This is a genomic window from Cellulomonas sp. P1_C4, from assembly GCF_056406355.1.
The window spans coordinates 165,428-182,404 of sequence record NZ_JBFUAI010000004.1; the positions used below are offsets into that span (position 1 = coordinate 165,428).

At 67.5% G+C, this 16,977-nt stretch carries 10 protein-coding genes; 8 read left to right on the forward strand and 2 right to left on the reverse strand.

Annotation, left to right across the window (positions count from 1 at the left end):
- Nucleotides 1–369 precede the first annotated feature (369 nt).
- Nucleotides 370–1,059 carry a TetR/AcrR family transcriptional regulator gene (locus tag AC1DYZ_RS04500; RefSeq protein ID WP_477064006.1) on the reverse strand — a complete coding sequence of 230 codons (690 nt, stop codon included), beginning with the start codon at nt 1,057–1,059 and terminating at the stop codon, nt 370–372.
- Nucleotides 1,060–1,729: 670 nt separating this feature from the next.
- Between AC1DYZ_RS04500 and AC1DYZ_RS04505 the strand changes: the two genes are divergently transcribed.
- Nucleotides 1,730–3,484 (forward strand): DUF5605 domain-containing protein, encoded by a 1,755-nt coding sequence (locus tag AC1DYZ_RS04505; RefSeq protein ID WP_477064007.1) that lies wholly within the window; start codon nt 1,730–1,732, stop codon nt 3,482–3,484.
- A gap of 507 nt (nt 3,485–3,991) precedes the next feature.
- On the opposite strand, the gene AC1DYZ_RS04510 is transcribed toward AC1DYZ_RS04505, so the two are convergent.
- Complete coding sequence (locus AC1DYZ_RS04510; RefSeq protein WP_477064008.1) at nt 3,992–4,597, reverse strand: TetR/AcrR family transcriptional regulator; 606 nt, start codon at nt 4,595–4,597, stop codon at nt 3,992–3,994.
- A gap of 133 nt (nt 4,598–4,730) precedes the next feature.
- Between AC1DYZ_RS04510 and AC1DYZ_RS04515 the strand changes: the two genes are divergently transcribed.
- The 7 genes from AC1DYZ_RS04515 (at nt 4,731) to AC1DYZ_RS04545 (ending at nt 16,322) form a co-directional block, all read left to right on the forward strand.
- The gene (locus AC1DYZ_RS04515) at nt 4,731–6,287 is read left to right on the forward strand and encodes an ABC transporter substrate-binding protein (protein ID WP_477064009.1); all 1,557 of its coding nucleotides are present in this window, start codon (nt 4,731–4,733) and stop codon (nt 6,285–6,287) included.
- Nucleotides 6,288–6,380: 93 nt separating this feature from the next.
- Nucleotides 6,381–7,319 carry an ABC transporter permease gene (locus AC1DYZ_RS04520; protein ID WP_477064010.1) on the forward strand — a complete coding sequence of 313 codons (939 nt, stop codon included), beginning with the start codon at nt 6,381–6,383 and terminating at the stop codon, nt 7,317–7,319.
- 62 nt (nt 7,320–7,381) lie between these two features.
- Entirely contained in the window at nt 7,382–9,064 is a 1,683-nt protein-coding gene (locus AC1DYZ_RS04525; RefSeq protein ID WP_477064011.1) for a dipeptide/oligopeptide/nickel ABC transporter permease/ATP-binding protein, read from the forward strand.
- Nucleotides 9,061–9,918: an ATP-binding cassette domain-containing protein gene (locus tag AC1DYZ_RS04530; protein WP_477064012.1), complete on the forward strand. Its 858-nt coding sequence runs from the start codon at nt 9,061–9,063 to the stop codon at nt 9,916–9,918. The genes AC1DYZ_RS04525 and AC1DYZ_RS04530 overlap by 4 nt, the downstream gene beginning before the upstream one ends.
- 63 nt (nt 9,919–9,981) lie before the next feature.
- Complete coding sequence (gene pgmB, locus AC1DYZ_RS04535) at nt 9,982–12,405, forward strand: beta-phosphoglucomutase (protein ID WP_477064013.1); 2,424 nt, start codon at nt 9,982–9,984, stop codon at nt 12,403–12,405.
- A gap of 46 nt (nt 12,406–12,451) precedes the next feature.
- Nucleotides 12,452–14,716 carry a family 78 glycoside hydrolase catalytic domain gene (locus AC1DYZ_RS04540; protein ID WP_477064014.1) on the forward strand — a complete coding sequence of 755 codons (2,265 nt, stop codon included), beginning with the start codon at nt 12,452–12,454 and terminating at the stop codon, nt 14,714–14,716.
- 217 nt (nt 14,717–14,933) lie between these two features.
- Nucleotides 14,934–16,322, forward strand: coding sequence for an MFS transporter (locus AC1DYZ_RS04545; protein WP_477064051.1), 1,389 nt, complete (start codon nt 14,934–14,936; stop codon nt 16,320–16,322).
- Nucleotides 16,323–16,977: the final 655 nt, after the last annotated feature.

Sequence of the window (16,977 nt, forward strand, 5' to 3'; positions counted from 1 at the left end):
GAGGCTCATGTTCGCGGAGGTTTCGCGACCTGTCAACTGCTCATTGCGGACACGACGAGGCCGATGGCGCCACTGGCTTGTCCGCCGTGGTGACGGGCCCGCGTCGTCGGGGTGCACGCTCGCGGTTGTCCGCCGTGAGCGGTCCAGGGTCGTGGCGCTTCAGCCCATCTCGTCCTCTACGGCCGGTTCGTTCGCGGGCGGGGGACTCACCGAGACGGGAATCGGCCATGGACCCGTACGTCGGTCTTTGCGATCAGCGACGTCCGTCGCGTAACGCAATCCGGGGACCGTTCGGCGTCCAGGCGCGGGCGCAGCTACGCGCACCCAATGACACCCCAGCCTCTCGATCAGAGCCAGGCCGTTCTCGTCTCAAGCCAGTGAGACAGGCGTAATGCGGCCACTACGGCTCCTCGTCACTTCGGCGTCTACTGCGTGCCAACGTGTGACCAGCAGTGCGAAGTGGTGCTGCCACAGAGCCACGAGATCGACACTCTCGTCGAGTAGCCACTGCAACTCGAGGCCGTCCATCAGTGCCGCAATGCCCCTCGCCTCGGCATCAATCTCCGCGTCGGTCATGGGCTTGATCTCCCCAGCGTCGCTGGCGTACCGCAACTCCGCGGAGAGTCCCGTGATGACATAGCGATAGCGCCGCGTGATGAACGGCCGAGCCGGGTGATCAGGGTTCGATGCCTCGGTCGCGACCGTGAGCAGAAGCTCCACCATGCCGCGGTTCTGCACGTTGGCTGTGACGACATCGGCCCAGCGTCGTAGGTACTCGAGCCCGCGTGAATTCCCGCCGACCTCGTTGTTGTTGAGGCGGTCGGACTGCTCGAGCACTGCCTCGAAGAGGCCTTCCTTGCTACCGAAGAGGCGGATAAGAGCCGGCGTCGACACCCCGACGATCTCTGCGATCCTGCGAAGGGAGCCGCCGGCATATCCGTACTGGCCGAAGACCAGTACCGCGGTGTCCAGAACCTGCTGCCGGGTGCGCACGCCGTTGCGGTAGGGCCCGCGCGTTGCGCGTGGCGCCGTCCCCTTGTCGGCGATCGGGGCTGTCATGGCTGGAGTATTCCATCGAGTGGTTGTCCATGAACAGTGAACGACGAGTAACCGTTCGCGATTCGCTATTGAGTGCACGCTCCCCTCGCACGACGAACTTCGCCGTACTGGCCGCAGTGCCGTGACGCGGGCACACCGGCATGGCCGGAGACAGTGCTGCTCGCGCCGATGACTCTTGCACGGTCCGCCCGAACCGGCGTCCTGGCGGTCTGACGAGGACCTGCCGCGCGACCTTCGCCAGGGCGTATGTAGGGGCKAGCCCGAAGAGCAGCGCAGACGGCGAGGCGTGCGGACTCGGGTTTCGGCAGCGAAGTGTTAGCGCGTGATAACCTTTCGTTCAACGGATCCCGACCTACTGACGCCAGTTCGGGTCCGCCTCAAGTGACGACGATGTACCAGGAGGCTCCTGCGCTACCGATAGGGGCTCGGACGCGCCGGACTGCCGGGTCCCATGCCGCACTACGTCGGCCTAGTCGCCGACGACTGCGACTGCGTGCTCGAGATCCATTCGTGGTCGCACCCGGGGCCTGAGCGCTGAACGGATGTCCGTGGCGGCGCGTGTGCCCGAAGCGGAGGCGTTGGTAGGCGCCGCCGACCGACTCAAGCTGGCTCTCAGCGCAGACGCTTCGAGCAACGGTTGAACCAGAATCGCGACCCAGGAGGCAGTGCCTTGCTCAATCCCACCACCCGCTTCGGCGAGGCCCTCGAGAACGCAGCCGCCCGCGCCGTTCTCGACCGATACCTGCCGGGCTTCGTCGCTACCCCTCAAGCCGGACAACTTGCGGGCTACCCGCTGTTCGTGATTGCCGGAACGATCCCTGCGCTCCGGGACGACGCCGAGCTCACGGCCAAGCTGTGGGCGGAGCTGGCGGCCATTGAGCACGTCGTCACACCCAAGGTGTATGCCCCGCGGATTGAACCCGACCCGGGCTACGAAGGCGTTGAGGTCCCGCACGCGTCTGCGACGTGCCTGCCGCCCGGCCCGACGCCGAGGTGGGGTGTCGTGGAGATCGAGCTGCATGGGCCGTCGCACGGCAACCCGTTCGTTGACGTGGACCTCTGGGCCACTTTCCTGTGCGGCGACCGCGAAGTGCGGGTCGGAGGGTTCTACGACGGTGACGGGGTGTACCGGATCCGCATGCTCGCCGAGCAGGAGGGCACGTGGCGTTTCACGACCGGATCCACTGCCCGCTCTCTGCACGGCATCGAGGGAGAGGTCGTCGTCGGACCGCCGACGCCAGGCGAACACGGTCCCGTGCGCGCTGATGGATTCCACTTCCTGCATGCGGACGGCACTCGCCACCGACCATGGGGGACAACCGCCTACGCGTGGACGCACCAGCCGGCTGAGACCCAGGAGCGAACCCTCGCGACACTCGCCGCATCGCCGTTCACAAAGGTCCGCATGTGCTTGATGCCAAAGTCGTACCTCTTCAACACGGAGGAGCCCGAGCGATTCCCGTTTCTGCGGTCGGGGGACGGGTTCGACTTCACACGGTTCGATGTTGCGTCCTTCCACGCTCTCGAGTCCCGTATCGCGCAGCTTGCGGCGCTCGGGGTGCAGGCCGACCTGATCCTCTTCCACGCCTATGACCGGTGGGGCTTCGCCGACATGGGTCAGGCAGTCGACGACCGTGTCGTCGCCTACACCGTGCGGCGGTTGGCGGCCTATGGCAACGTCTGGTGGTCCTTGGCCAACGAGTACGACTTGGTCGTCACCAAGACCGTCGAAGATTGGGAGCGCCTGGCACAGGTCGTGCAGGCGGAGGACCCCCACGGCCACCTGCTGTCGATCCACAACTGCTTCGACTTCTACGACCTGACGCGTCCTTGGATCACGCACAGCTCGCTGCAGCGCATCGATGTGTACCTGACGGCAGAGAACACCGACGAGTGGCGCACTCGATGGGGTAAGCCGGTCGTGATCGACGAGTGCGGCTACGAGGGCGACCTAGAGCACGGCTGGGGCAACCTGACGGGCGAAGAGCTGGTGCGCAGGTTCTGGGAGGGCGCCGTCCGCGGGGGCTATGTCGGCCACGGCGAGACGTACCTCAACGACCGTGACGAGTTGTGGTGGTCGAAGGGCGGGGATCTCACCGGATCAAGCCCGGCAAGGATCGCGTTCCTCGAGCAGATCGTCTCTGAGTCACCCACGGGGGTCATGGATCCATGCCCGTCCGAGTGGGACATGCGGTGGGGTGGTGTGCCCGGTGAGTACCTCGTCGGATACACCGGGTTCTCGCGACCGCGTTACCGGAACGTCTTCTTGCCCGCCGGTCGCTTCCGCGTGGACGTCATCGACACCTGGGACATGACCGTCGAACCCATTCCAGGCTTGCACGAGGGCCACGTCCTTGTGCCGTTGCCAGGGAAGCCGTACATGGCGATCCGTCTGCGGCGGGAACGGGAGGACCAGGTGCACTGACCGACGGTGTCATGCGCTCGGAGCAGCCAAAACGCCGTGCACTGCCCGAGTCCACGGACTCGGGCAGTGCACGGCGAGCTCCGCACGCGGCATCCCCTTGGTCGGTAATCCTGTCCTGACGCAAGCGTCGTGAGCGCGCGGTTGGTCAGGGACTCGCTGACGAGGGAGCGAGTCGACCGTGCCACTTCCGGATCCGAGGTGCGCTCGCACCAGCTGGTGGCGTTCGGTGTGTCCATACCAGGTCGCACTCGGATGAAACGGATGGAGAGCTGTCCCGTCAGGATCAAGGGCGGCGCCGAGCTTGAGGCTGACGATCGGGTGGGCGCGCTCCACCCGACGTCTTGTCCGGCGCGCCGACCACCGTGCCCTGGGCGCGCTCTCCGGAGCTCCGGCATCGCCATCCCCACCGCGGCCGCCCCGTGGCGCTCCCGGCGTCGGAGGGGGACAAACCGAGAGCGGTCGACGGGGCGGATCCTGAGCCGAAAACTGACTGGGCTGTCAGCTTTGCTAGAGCGGCACCGTGACCAAGGACTGCATGTGGGCGCGGACCTCGGCGTGCAGGTCGACGTTTTCCGGGTCGTACAGCCACTGGAACTGCAAGCCGTCGACGACAGCCAGCATGGAGCGTGCGGCGTGGCCGGGCTCGACGCCGGCACGCAGGATGCCCTCCTCGCGCATCGCGACGAACGACTCTTTCGCCATCTCGGTGATCAGGCGGTAGCGGTCGCGAAAGTACGCGTGTGCCGGATGGCCATCTGTCGTGCCTTCTGCGGAGAGGATCGCGTAGAGCTCGATCATTCCGGGCTGCAGCGTGTTTATCCGCACGATCTCGAGGAACGCGCGCAACTGGCCGATTCCCGGCTGCGTCACACGGGCGAAGACCTCCCTGCTGCGCGCGTCTCGCTGCTCGAGTACAGCGGCGAGCAGCTCGGTCTTCGAGCTGAAGTGGAACAGCACGCCCGCCTGGCTCAGACCGACGCGAGCGGCGATCTCCCGCAGCGAGCCGTTGGTGTAGCCGTTTGCGGCGAAGACTTCGAAGGCTGCGTCCACGATGTCCCGACGACGTTCGGCGGACTTCGCGTAGCTGCCGCGTACGGCGGTGCTGGGGGTCATGGCCAGCGACGTTAGCACCTTCACCCGTCGATCACGGCCCGCGAGAGGCCAAAACTAACTACCCACTCAGTTTTGGTGCTAGGGTCCTCCGGACGGCGCCGATGCCGTCGCTCTGTTCTGGATTGGGGAAACGATGAGGTTTCGCAAGAGCTCGGTACTGATCGCCGCTGCCAGCGCGTTGACGCTCGGCAGCCTCATGGGCTGCTCACCGGCCGACGACGCGTCCGGGAACTCAACCGCTGGAGCCAGCGAGGGGTCGTCCCACGCGCCGCTGCTGAACCTCGGCATGGTGGACGCACCGGGACAGGGTGGTCTCGTCGCGGCGAACATGTCCTTCTCGACCAAGGCCCCCTACGGGCAGGCCGTCTACGACACCCTGGTCCGCGCGACCCCGACCAACGAGCTTCAGCCGAGCCTCGCCACCGAGTGGACCTACGACGACACCAACACCGTCCTCACGCTGAAGCTGCGCGACGACGTCTCCTTCACCGACGGCACGAAGTTCGACGCCTCCGTGGCGGCACAGAACGTGCTGCGCTTCCGCGACGGCTCGGCCGAGAACGCGAACTGGCTGGCAGGCGTCACTGACGCCAAGGCCGTGGATGCGGCCACGCTCCAGATCACACTTTCGGCTCCCGACCCGTCACTGCTGGTGAACCTGTCGCGTGCCGCCGGCTACCAGGAGTCTCCCGCGTCCTTCGACGACCCCAACCCGATCGGCACCGGTCCCTACGTCCTCGACGCCGCTCGCACCGTCACCGATTCCAAGTACGTCTTCACGGCAAACAAGGACTACTGGGCGCCCGAGTACCAGCACTACGACGAGGTCGACATGACGGTCTTCGACGACTCGGTGTCGATGCAGAACGCCCTGCTCGGCGGCCAGCTGAACGCCGCTCTGTACGCAGGCGATGACGGGTTCGATCAGATCAAGGGTGCCGGATACACGGCACACGAGTACTCGAACGACTGGCAGGGGCTGCTGCTGTTCGACCGTGCCGGCGACCTGAGCCCGGCGATGGGCGACGTCCGGGTGCGCCAGGCGATCAACTACGCGGTCGACAAGGCCGGCATCCTGAAAGGCCTCTCCGGCGGACGCGGAGACCTGACCACGCAGGTCTTCGGGCCGGACACACCCGGTTTCGACGCCGATCTCGACGACGCCTACCCCTACGACCCGGACAAGGCTCGCGCGCTGCTCGCCGAGGCGGGGTACGCCGATGGTGTGGAGATCACCTTCCCGACCGTCTCCTTCGTCCCGCCCGCGACCTTCGACCTTGTCGGCCAGCAGCTGGCGGAGGTGGGCATCACGGCGAACTTCGTCGATGTCGCACCGCAGGCCTACGTGGGCTCGCTCCTCTCGGGCTCGTACCCGATCGCCGCATTCCGTCTCGAGCAGCCGGGCAGCGAGTGGGCGACGTACAACCTCGTTGCCGCGCAGAACGCTCCGTGGAATCCCATGCACCAGCCCGACGAGAAGGTCGCGGCCTGGGGCCAGACGATCCAGACGGGTACGCCCGAGGAGTCCGCGAAGGCTGCCTCGGAACTGAATGCCTATCTGGTGGACCAGGCGTGGTTCGACCCGTGGTTCCGGAACATCACCACGTTTTTCACGGACGCCTCGACTGACGTCACGGTGCAGGTCGGAAACAGCTTCCCGTACCTCTGGAACATCACTCCGAAGTCCTGACGTGCGGACGGAGGGGCGCCACCCCGACCGGGCAGCGTCCCTCCGTCATCCGCGACCAAGGCACAACCCTCCGCACCCGTCTTGGAGTTACCCGTGGGTCGATTCATCGCAGTACGCCTAGGCGCGGGCGTCTCTCTCCTCTTCGTCATCTCGTCCGCCGCCTTCGTCCTGCTCTACGTGAGTGGCGGGGACGTTGCGCGCAACCTGCTCGGCGCGACCGCGACCGATCAGCAGGTCGCTGCGAAGACGGTGCAGCTCGGCCTGGACCAACCATTGCTCACCCGCTACTGGGACTGGCTCAGCTCGGCGCTCACGGGCGACTTCGGGACCTCATGGGCGTCGAACGCCCCAGTCTCTGCAGTCCTGGCCGGCCGCACAGCCGTCACGTTGACCCTCGTGACCGTAGCCGTCCTCGTCTCCGGTGTTCTCGCGGTCGCACTGGGATCGCTCGCAGCGACGCGCGGCGGTTGGACAGACCGAAGCGTGCAGGTCGCGTCTCTGGTCGGCGCGGCCGTCCCGGGCTTTCTCGTCGCCCTCGTGTTCGTGCTCGTGTTCGCGGTCAAGCTCGGCTGGTTCCGGCCGACCGGCTACGTCGCGCCGAACGATTCGATCACCGGCTGGCTCGCCACCGCCACACTGCCTATTGCCGCTCTGGCCGTCGCAGGTGTCGCAGCCGTCGCACAGCAGGTGCGCGGGTCGATGCTCGACGAACAGCGCAAGGACTACGTTCGCACGCTGGAGTGTCGCGGGCTCGACTCGCGGACCATCATCTTCCGCCACGTGCTGCGGAATGCCGGCGGACCGGCGCTCAATGTGCTCGCTCTCATGTTCGTCGGCATGCTCGGTGGCGCGATCGTCATCGAGCAGATCTTCTCGCTGCCGGGCCTCGGCAAGCTCACTGTCTCCTCCACGCTGAGCGGCGACGTGCCGGTGATCATGGGCATCGTCGTCGTCACGGTGGCTCTGGTCGTGGTGCTCAACCTTCTCATCGACCTCGTGCAGGCCTGGCTCAACCCGAAGGTTCGACTCTGATGACGACTCCGCTCCCAGCTCCCGTGCCGCAGAGCGTGGGACGACGGCCTTCGCTCCTCCGGGTGGTGCGTCGTCAGCCGCTCGGCCTCGCCGCCACAGTCGTGATCGCGGCATATATCGCGATCGCGGTGATCGGCCCGTGGATCACGCCTGGCGACGCCTATGCAGCCGATCTTCAGAGCATCCTGCTCCCGCCGAGTGCAGAGCACCTTCTCGGCACCGACCCGTCCGGCCGCGACGTGCTCTCCCGGCTCCTCATCGCCACGCGATACAGCCTCCTCGGCGCGCTCATCGTCCTCGCAGTCTCTTCCGTCATCGGCGTGACCTCGGGTCTCGTCGCCGGGTATTACCGGGGGTTCCGCGAGACGTCGTTCTCCTATGTCGCGTCGCTCCTGATGGCTATGCCCGCGATGGTGGTGCTGCTTGCCGCCCGCACCGTGATCGGTCCGAGCATGTGGTGGGCGATGGTCATCTTCGGTGTCATCGTGTCGCCGGCCTTCTACCGGCTGACGTTCGCGACGGTCTCCGGCGTCCGCAATGAGCTCTACGTCGACGCCGCGCGGATCTCGGGGCTCTCAGACGTACGCATCATCGGCCGACACATCCTGTCCGTCGTCCGTGCACCTGTGATCATCCAGGCCGCGGGGATCGCAGGCGTCGCGATCGGGATCCAAGCCGGGCTCGAGTTCCTCGGGCTCGGGGACCGGGATCTCATCACCTGGGGCGGGATGCTCAATGACGGTTTCCAAGCCATCTACCGCCAACCGCTGCTCCTCGTGTGGCCAGCCATCACGATCGCGCTGATCAGCATCGCACTCACCTTGTTCGCGAACGCGCTGCGCGATGCGCTCGAGCGGTCGTCGTCGTCGCGGCGTAGCCGCGCGACGGCACCGTCCGCGACGGCGTCCGTCCCGTTCGACCCGGAGGCCGCGCTCAGCGTGCGCGGCCTTGAGGTCTCGTACGTCGTCCCGGGCGAGGCGCCCAAGGTCGTCGTCGCCGACGTGAGCTTCGACGTCCGCCCCGGCGAGGTGCTGGGGCTCGTCGGCGAGTCAGGGTCCGGCAAGACGCAGACGGCCTTCGCGATCCTCGACGTCCTCCCTGGTGGCGGACGCGTCAGCGCCGGGCACATCGCGCTGGGAGGGCGGATCGCCTCGCAAGCAGACCGTGCGCGTGAGCGTGGCCGCACGGTCGCCTACATCCCGCAAGAGCCGATGTCGAACCTGGACCCGTCGTTCACGATCGGCTACCAGCTCATGGAACCCCTGCGAAAGGTGATCGGGTTGAGCGCGGCTGACGCCCGGAAGCGCGCGGTGGAGCTGCTCGCCCGCGTGGGCATCGCCGACCCCGAGTCCGTGATGCGCGCCTACCCGCACCAGGTCTCGGGTGGCATGGCCCAGCGCGTCCTCATCGCCGGCGCGATCGCCACCGAGCCCGACGTCCTCATCGCGGACGAGCCAACGACAGCACTCGACGTCACCGTCCAGGCCGAGGTGCTCGACGTCCTGCGTGACCTTCAGGCCGAGCGCCAGATGGCGATGATCGTCGTCACTCACAACTTCGGCGTCGTCGCGGACATCTGCGATCGGGTCGCGGTCATGCGGAACGGACGGCTCGTCGAGTGCGGGTCTGTGGAGGACGTCTTCGACGCACCTCAGGACGAGTACACAAAGTCGCTGCTGACATCGATTCTCGACGACACGGTCCGTCCGTCGCTCGAGTCCGCCCCCGAGAGGAGCTCCCGATGAGCGAGCCACTGCTGAAGGTCGCTGACCTCGAGGTCGCCTACCCCCAACGGGGAGTCCGCGCCGCTCCGAAGTCCGTGCTCAAGGGCATCTCCCTCGAGATCCAGCCGGGTGAGACCGTGGGTCTCGTCGGGGAGTCGGGCTCGGGCAAGACGACACTCGGGCGCGCGATCCTCGGGCTGGCTCCCATCACGGGCGGAACCGTGCGCTTCCGCGGTCGTGACATCACCAACGCGAGCCGCCAAGACAGACGCGAGCTGGCTCGTGACATTCAGGTCGTGTTCCAGGATCCGTACACGTCACTGAACCCGAACCTCACCATCGAACAGACGCTGACCGAGCCGTTACGCGCCCACGGCGAGTCGGGGGCCGCGGCGCGCACCCGGGTCACGGACCTGCTCGACGCCGTGCACATGCCGAGCGACTCGCTCGGGCGCTACCCGAACGAGTTCTCGGGCGGACAGCGCCAGCGGATCGCGATCGCCCGGGCGCTGGCGCTCGAACCGTCGCTGATCGTGTGCGACGAGCCCGTGTCGGCCCTCGATGTGACGACCCAGCGCCGAGTCCTCGACCTGTTCATCGAGATCCAGGAGCGAACCGGCGTCGCTTACCTGTTCGTGACGCACGACCTCGCTGTCGTACGGCAGCTGAGCCACCGGGTGGCGGTGATGTACCGCGGCGCGATCGTCGAGAGCGGCGACTGCGACGACGTCACGGCCCGACCGGAGCACCCGTACACCCAACGTCTGCTCATGGCGGCGCCGTTGCCGCACCCTCGTCGTCAGGCGCAGCACCGGGCCGATCGACACCGGGTGCTCGCCGCCCAGCACGAAGCAGACCTCCAAGCGTCCCTCTGACATCACCCCGTACGGCGGTCTCGACGACCGCCGCAGCAATCATGCGTTCGAAGGAGCACACCGATGACGGCCCACGCCGCGATCTTCGACCTCGACGGAGTCCTCGTCGACACCGCCGCCCACCACTTCGCTGCCTGGCGCTCCATCGCAGCCGAGCTCGGCTTTGCGCTCGCCGACGAGCACGAGGAACTCCTCAAGGGGGTCGGTCGCGCCGACGCGTTGCGGGTGGTCCTCGGGATCGGAGGGCTCGATATCGACGAGGTGGAAGCTGCTCGCCTCGCCGACCTGAAGAACGCCCAGTACGTCGAGTCGATCGAGGAACTGACGCCTTCCGACCTGCTCCCTGGCGCGGAGGCTCTCCTGCGCTCGCTGCGCGGGCACGGGATCCCCATCGCGCTCGCCTCGGCGAGCCGGAACGCACCCCGCGTACTGGAACGACTGGGCATCGCTGACCTGTTCGACGCGGTCGTCGACGGCAACACCGTCACGCAGTCGAAGCCCGACCCTGCGGTCTTCGACGCAGCAGCCGAGCTGCTGGGGGTCGCCGCGGCCGACTGTGTGGTGTTCGAGGACGCTCTTGCCGGAATCGCTGGTGCCCGCGCCGCGGGGATGGTGGTCGTCGGCATCGGCGATCCTGACGCGCTCCAGGGCGCCGACACGGTCCTGGGTGGGCTGGCCGAGGCCGGCCAGCTCGAGGAGCGTGGAGTGACGTTCACGTCTCCCGTGGCGGGCGCGTCCAGAGCCGACTCGGTGAAGATCGACTCGGCTGGCCATGGCTCCGTACGACTCGGCGACGCACCCTTTCACCTCGATGCAGCAGCCCAGGGCTGGGTGCACGACACGCTCGCGGCGATGGACGAGGACGCGAAACTGGGGCAGCTCTTCTGCCTGCTCGCCGAACCCGCCACCCTGGAGCAGGCCGACGCCGACTTCGAGGTCGCGGAGCCCGGCGGCTACATGCGGCGGCCCTCGATGAGCAGCGAAGTGGTGCAGTTCAACGCACTTGTCCAGGGACGCGCGCGGGTCCCGCTGCTCATCGCGGCCAACCTCGAGGCAGGAGCGAATGGCGTCGCGTTCGACGCGACATCGATGGGATCGCCACTCCAGGCGGCGGCGACGGATGACGCTGAGCACGCGCGGCGGATGGGTGAGGTCTGCGCCGTGCAGGGCCGCGCGCTGGGCGTGAACTGGGCGTTCTCGCCCATCGTCGACATCCAGACGAACTGGCGCAACCCCATCGTCCTCAACCGCGGCTTCGGCGACTCGACCGAGCGGGTCGCGCGGATGGGCACGGCCTTCGTCGAAGGGCTGCAGTCCAACGGCGTGGCCGCATCGGTCAAGCACTGGCCCGGCGACGGCGTCGACGACCGTGACCAGCACGTGGTGACGACCGTCAACACGATGAGTGTGCCGGACTGGGATGCGTCGTTCGGGACCGTGTACAAGGCCATGATCGAGGCCGGTGCGCTGACGCTGATGGCGGCGCACATCGCCCTTCCCGCCTACTCCCGGGTCCTGCGCCCTGGCATCGCCGACGAGGACATCCTTCCCGCGAGCCTTGCACCCGAGATCACCACCGACCTGCTTCGCGGCAACCTCGGGTTCAACGGGCTCGTCGTGACCGACGCGACGCTGATGGGAGGCATGCAGATGTCCATGCCTCGGGCTCAAGCCGTCCCACAGTCGATCGCCGCCGGTTGCGACATGTTCCTGTTCACCCAGGACTACGCACAGGATCTCGCGCACATGCGGGCTGGCCTCCACGCCGGTGTCGTGACAGCGGACCGGCTCGACCAGGCAGTCACGCGCGTGCTGGCACTCAAGGCAGCCCTCGGACTGCATGCCATGGACATTGCCGAGCTCGTGCCGGACTCGCTCGACCAGATCGACCGCGGAACGCACGAGCGGTGGGCCATGGAGCAGGCCGGTGCAGCGATCACGCTCGTGAAGGACCTCGAGGCCGGCCTTCTTCCGTTGAGGCCCGAGGAGCGACCCCGCATCCTGGTCTACTCGCTGCGAGGTGGCGCGCTTCCCACGACGACGCCGGCGGAGCTGCTGTGCAAGGAACTGGGCGAGCGGGGGTTCACAGCCACACTTCATGACGACCCTCCGCGGGAGGCCACGATGTTCCAGCCCGTCGGTACCGCGGGCGCCGTCACCGGCACGGAGCTCGTCGAGGGGTTCGACGCCGTGATCTACGTGGCGGACGTGCCCCCAACGTCGAATGCCGCGACAGCGCGACTCGAGTGGACGTTCTGGACCGCCGCCAACCTCCCGCGCTACACGCACGAGGTTCCCACGCTCGTCGTGTCGGTCGCGAACCCCTTCCACCTCCAGGACGTGCCGCGCGTCAAGACCTACGTCAATGCGTACGCCGGGAACCCGGCCACCATCCGCGCGGTCGTCGAGCGCCTCGTCGGGGACGCCCCTTTCATCGGCCGAAGCCCCGTCGACCCGTTCTGCGGCTACTGGGACGCGGGGCTCTAGCACCCGCGTCCCCGAGCGCACCCGGACCGCAAACTCGAGGAGATCCATGCCCACGCTCGCCCCGCCGTCGGCGGTATGTCTGCTCGCCGACGCAGACATGATCACAGCCGATGCGCCGAAGGCCGCCGCCGTCGTGGTCAGCACTCTTGTCGCCCTCGAGCAGCCGGCGGCCGCAGTGCGCTCCGCCCGTCTCGCCTCGACCGCGTGTGGCGTATATGAAGCACGGATCGGCGACAAACCGGTGTCCGAGGCCGTCCTCAGCCCGGGATGGAGCGCCTACGAGTGGCGGCTCGCGGTACAGGATGTCGACGTCACCGACCTCATCGCCAGTGGGGGCCAACAAGTCGAGGTTGCGTTCGAGCTGGGTAATGGCTGGTTCCGGGGGGAGCTCGGATTCGACGGTGCGAAGGTGGACTACGGCCCCGACATCGGCGTCATCGGCGTTCTCGAGATCACCTTCGACGACGGGCACGTGCAGTGCGTCTCGACGAACCCGTCGTGGGTCGGTCACCGCTCCGCTACCACCGAGAACTCGCTCTACCGAGGCCAGCGCATCGACGCCCGGCTGCGCGCGACCCGTGAGCCGCTCGCCGTCCGGGGGGTTCCGTTCGACCGTCACACCCTCGTCGTCCAGGAGGGGCCGGACGTCATCCGACACGAGTCCCTGCGACCGCAGCGAATCTGGGAGTCCCCCTCTGGGCGCACGCTCGTCGACTTCGGCCAGAACCTCGTCGGCTGGGTGCGTTCCACCGTGCAAGGTCCTGAGGGTGCCGAGATCACGCTCCGTCACGCCGAGGTTCTCGAGCACGGTGAGCTCGCAACCCGGCCGCTGCGCGCCGCGACGTCGACTGACACGTTCGTGCTGTCGGGTGGCGACGACCAGTTCGAGCCGACCTTCACGTTCCACGGCTTCCGCTACGCCGAGGTGACAGGTTGGCCAGGGGCGTTGTCGCTCGACTCCCTCGAAGCCGTGGTAGTCCACTCCCGGATCCGTCGCACGAGCAAGTTCAGCAGCTCGCACGTCCTGCTCGACCGGTTCATGCTCAACTCCGTCTGGGGCCAGCGTGGGAACTTCCTCGGCATCCCGACGGACTGCCCACAGCGCGACGAACGGCTCGGCTGGACTGGCGACATAGCCGTGTACGCCGCGACGGCGGCGACGCAGTTCGATGTCGCCGACTTATTGCACGTGTGGCTCGCGGACGTCGAGGCGGAGTCGCGCGCCAGCGAGAAGGGCGTCGTCCCGCTCACGGTGCCGGACATCCTCAAGAAGGCCGACCTGCCACCGACCTTCCCCCGGCCCGGCGCCACCGCGATCTGGGGTGACGCTGCGGTCTGGGTCCCGCAGGCCCTGTGGAACGCCTACGGCGACATCGACCGACTGGCCAGGCACTACCCGCTCATCGCCATGCACCTAGAGTCCGTTGAGTCTGCGGTCTCCGAGACCGGGTTGTGGGACGCGGGAATTCAGCTGGGCGACTGGCTCGACCCCGACGGACCACCAGACCAGCCGTGGATGAGCAAGGCCGACCGAGGCGTCGTGGCAACGGCCTGCCTGTTCCGCAGCGCGTCGTTCGCCGGCCAGGCGGCGCGACTGCTCGGGAGAGCGGCTGACGAGGAACGGTGGGCCGCGCTCGCATCCCGCACGCGCGCTGCCTTCGTGACGCACTACGTGGAACAGGGCCGGATTCGGTCGGACTGTGCGACCGTGTACGCCCTCGCCATCGCCTTCGGGGTGCTCGAAGGCGATCAACGCGCGATCGCGGGACGCAGGCTGGCGGAGATCGTTCGCGAACGAGATTTCCTCGTCTCGACGGGGTTCGCAGGCACGCCGTACGTCACGTGGGCTCTCTCGGAGACCGGCCACGTCGCCGAGGCCTACCGCCTGCTCCTTGAAGAGCGCTGCCCTTCGTGGCTCTACCCCGCGACGATGGGCGCGACCACGGTGTGGGAGCGATGGGACTCCATGCTCCCCGACGGGTCCATCAATGCGGGCGACATGACGAGCTTCAACCACTACGCGCTCGGCGCTGTCGCGGACTGGGTGTTCCAGGTGGTCGCGGGGATCCGCCCCGCCGAGGCCGGCTTCCGCCGCGTGCGGATCGAGCCAGTGCCGGGACCTGGCCTGGACCACGTTGAGGCCGAACGCGAGACACCGGCGGGCCCCGTGGGCGTCCAGTGGAGCGTTGCCGACGGACGGTTCGACCTCGATCTCAGCCTGCCAGAAGGGGTCACTGCCGACGTGGTTCTGCCTGACGGCTACCGCACGGAGGTCACCGGCGGCCTCCACAGTTTCTCAGCCCGCCTCTGACCTCGCGTCGCCACGCGCCCCACTTCTACCCTTCGATAGTCACGCGATTTCGGCACCGTGCTTGGGAAGCCCGGAGTCGCATTTGAGAGGACATGCCTTGAGTTCGTCACCAATGCCATCCGTGCCCGACATCGCGCGCGTCTCAGGAGATGCGCCGCAGCGCATGGGCGCCCGCGCCGCCGTTCTCGTCCTCGCGCTCCTGTGGCCGGCGCAGATCATGACGGTCGCCGGCGTGATGACCTCGATGTCGCAGGCCGCGATCGCCCAGCACTTCCAGACCGTCCATATCGCGTGGTTCATCCTCATCTATTCGATCGTTGGCACGGTCTTGACGCCGTTCGCCGCGAAGCTCGGCGACATCCATGGCAAGAAGAAGGTCATGCTCGTCATCATCGCCATTGGCCTTGCCGGTGACGTGATCGTCGCTCTCGCCCCGAACTTCCAGGTCTTGTTGATCGGCCGAGGCCTCGCCGCCTGCTACGCGCCGATCGTCGCGCTGGTGTTCGCCACCGTGCGAGAGGTGTTCCCGCCGCGGCTGGTGGGACCCGTCTCCGGGACCATCGGTTCCAGCGTCGGCTTCGTCGTCGCCCTGTGCCCCCTCATCGCGGGCGCGCTGCTCGACGCGGTTGGCTTCCGGGGTGCGCTGTGGTTCCTCGCCGGGATCACGGCGGTCGGCCTCGCGCTGGTGTGGCTCTTCGTCCCCACGACGCCGGGCCGTCCGAAGCGTGGCCAGCTGGACTGGGCCGGTGGACTCCTCATCGGTGCGTCGGTCGCAGGCCTCGCCTACGTCATCGAGCGGGCAGGGGAGTGGGGCTGGACCAGCCTGAGGACGCTCGGCTCGGTCGCTGCCATCGCTGTGGCGGTCATCCTGTTCGTGCGCGTCGAGCGTCGCGCTGTGGATCCGCTCGTCGATGTGCACATGCTCGGCCGCCGGAGCGTCGCCACCGTGCTCTCATCGGGATCGATCGTGCTCGGGACGATCTTCGCCGCCACGACGATGGTCATCGTCATCACGTTGTACCCATCGATTCCCGGTGTCTCGGACGGTCTGGGCTGGAGCGGGACGAAGAGTGGTCTCGTCGCGATCCCTGGCGGTGTGCTGATGTTCGCCACCGGGATCGTCACCGGGTTCGTGACACGCCGAATCAGCCCCAAGCTCCCGTTCATCGGTGGTGCGTCGCTCATCATCGCCGGCATGGTGGTGCAGGKCCTCTTCCACCACGGCGCGCTGCAGATCATCCTGACCGGCGGGGTCACGGCACTCGGGGCTGGGATGGTGATGTCCTGCGTTCCTGTCATGATCATGGCCGCCGTCTCGCAGGAGGAGCAGGCGATGGCCAACGGGATGGCCACCCTCCTGCAGGGCGTCTTCACCGCCATGTCTGCACAGATCATGTTCACGGCGCTGAACGCTTCGGGCACCGTGATGGACGGGACGCAGTTCTACACCGATGCCAGCTACCGGAACGGGTACTTCGCTCTGGCGGGCTGCGTTGCTGTCGGGCTCGTCGTGGCGCTGGCGATTCCACGCTTGAAGGCGTCCCGTGAGGTCGACACGGGCACCTCGGAACTTCGCGAAGAGCCGGTCGTCCGAGGTGCTCTCTGAGAGTTCGGGCGTACCCGAACGGCTCGATTCGGACTCGGGGACTATCCGGCGTCTCCCACGCGGCGACGTCGTCGGTCGTGAGCCCGACCAACGGCTGCCCGCTGGTTGACGTGTGCACCGTCGGCGAGGGCGGCCCCGATGGGCTCCCACGGTCCCTGGTATGAGGGGCAGCCCGTCGCCGCGGACTCGGCGAGCCCCGCCCGGATGCGCAGATCCTGGGCCGATCGTCGAGGTGGGGTCGGATTACCTCGACGATGATCCGACCTACGCCACCCTGACTGCCGGGAGGTACGTCGCGCGCGCTGGGGGCTTCGAGCACGACGGGTCCTGCATCCGGATGCGGGCCGCACCACGGTGTTCTTCGGCCCGGTGACGAGCGCTCCGACGAAGGAGTCGGGTCGGTACACCATCTCCAACGCGACCGACTCCTTCGACGTAGTCGAGGGGTCGGAGACCGCACGGATCATGCCGGAGGGACGGATCGGGCTGCTCGACAGCAAGGGCGCGGAGCTGAGTCTTCAGGGGTGCGGGGCGCGCTGGTGTCCGACGTGTCGAAGTCTCCCTGAGTGCGCTAGACGTCCTCTACGGAACTGGCGACCGCCCCGCGCCGACGGATCCAGCATCGGCGTGTATCGGTCCGAATTGCTGGACGCCG

Coding starts and splice junctions, on each gene's coding strand:
- AC1DYZ_RS04500 (WP_477064006.1), bottom strand. CDS start 1,059: ATGACAGCCCCGATCGCCGACAAGGGGACGGCGCCACGCGCAACGCGC.
- AC1DYZ_RS04510 (WP_477064008.1), bottom strand. CDS start 4,597: ATGACCCCCAGCACCGCCGTACGCGGCAGCTACGCGAAGTCCGCCGAA.
- AC1DYZ_RS04515 (WP_477064009.1), top strand. CDS start 4,731: ATGAGGTTTCGCAAGAGCTCGGTACTGATCGCCGCTGCCAGCGCGTTG.
- AC1DYZ_RS04530 (WP_477064012.1), top strand. CDS start 9,061: ATGAGCGAGCCACTGCTGAAGGTCGCTGACCTCGAGGTCGCCTACCCC.
- pgmB (WP_477064013.1), top strand. CDS start 9,982: ATGACGGCCCACGCCGCGATCTTCGACCTCGACGGAGTCCTCGTCGAC.
- AC1DYZ_RS04540 (WP_477064014.1), top strand. CDS start 12,452: ATGCCCACGCTCGCCCCGCCGTCGGCGGTATGTCTGCTCGCCGACGCA.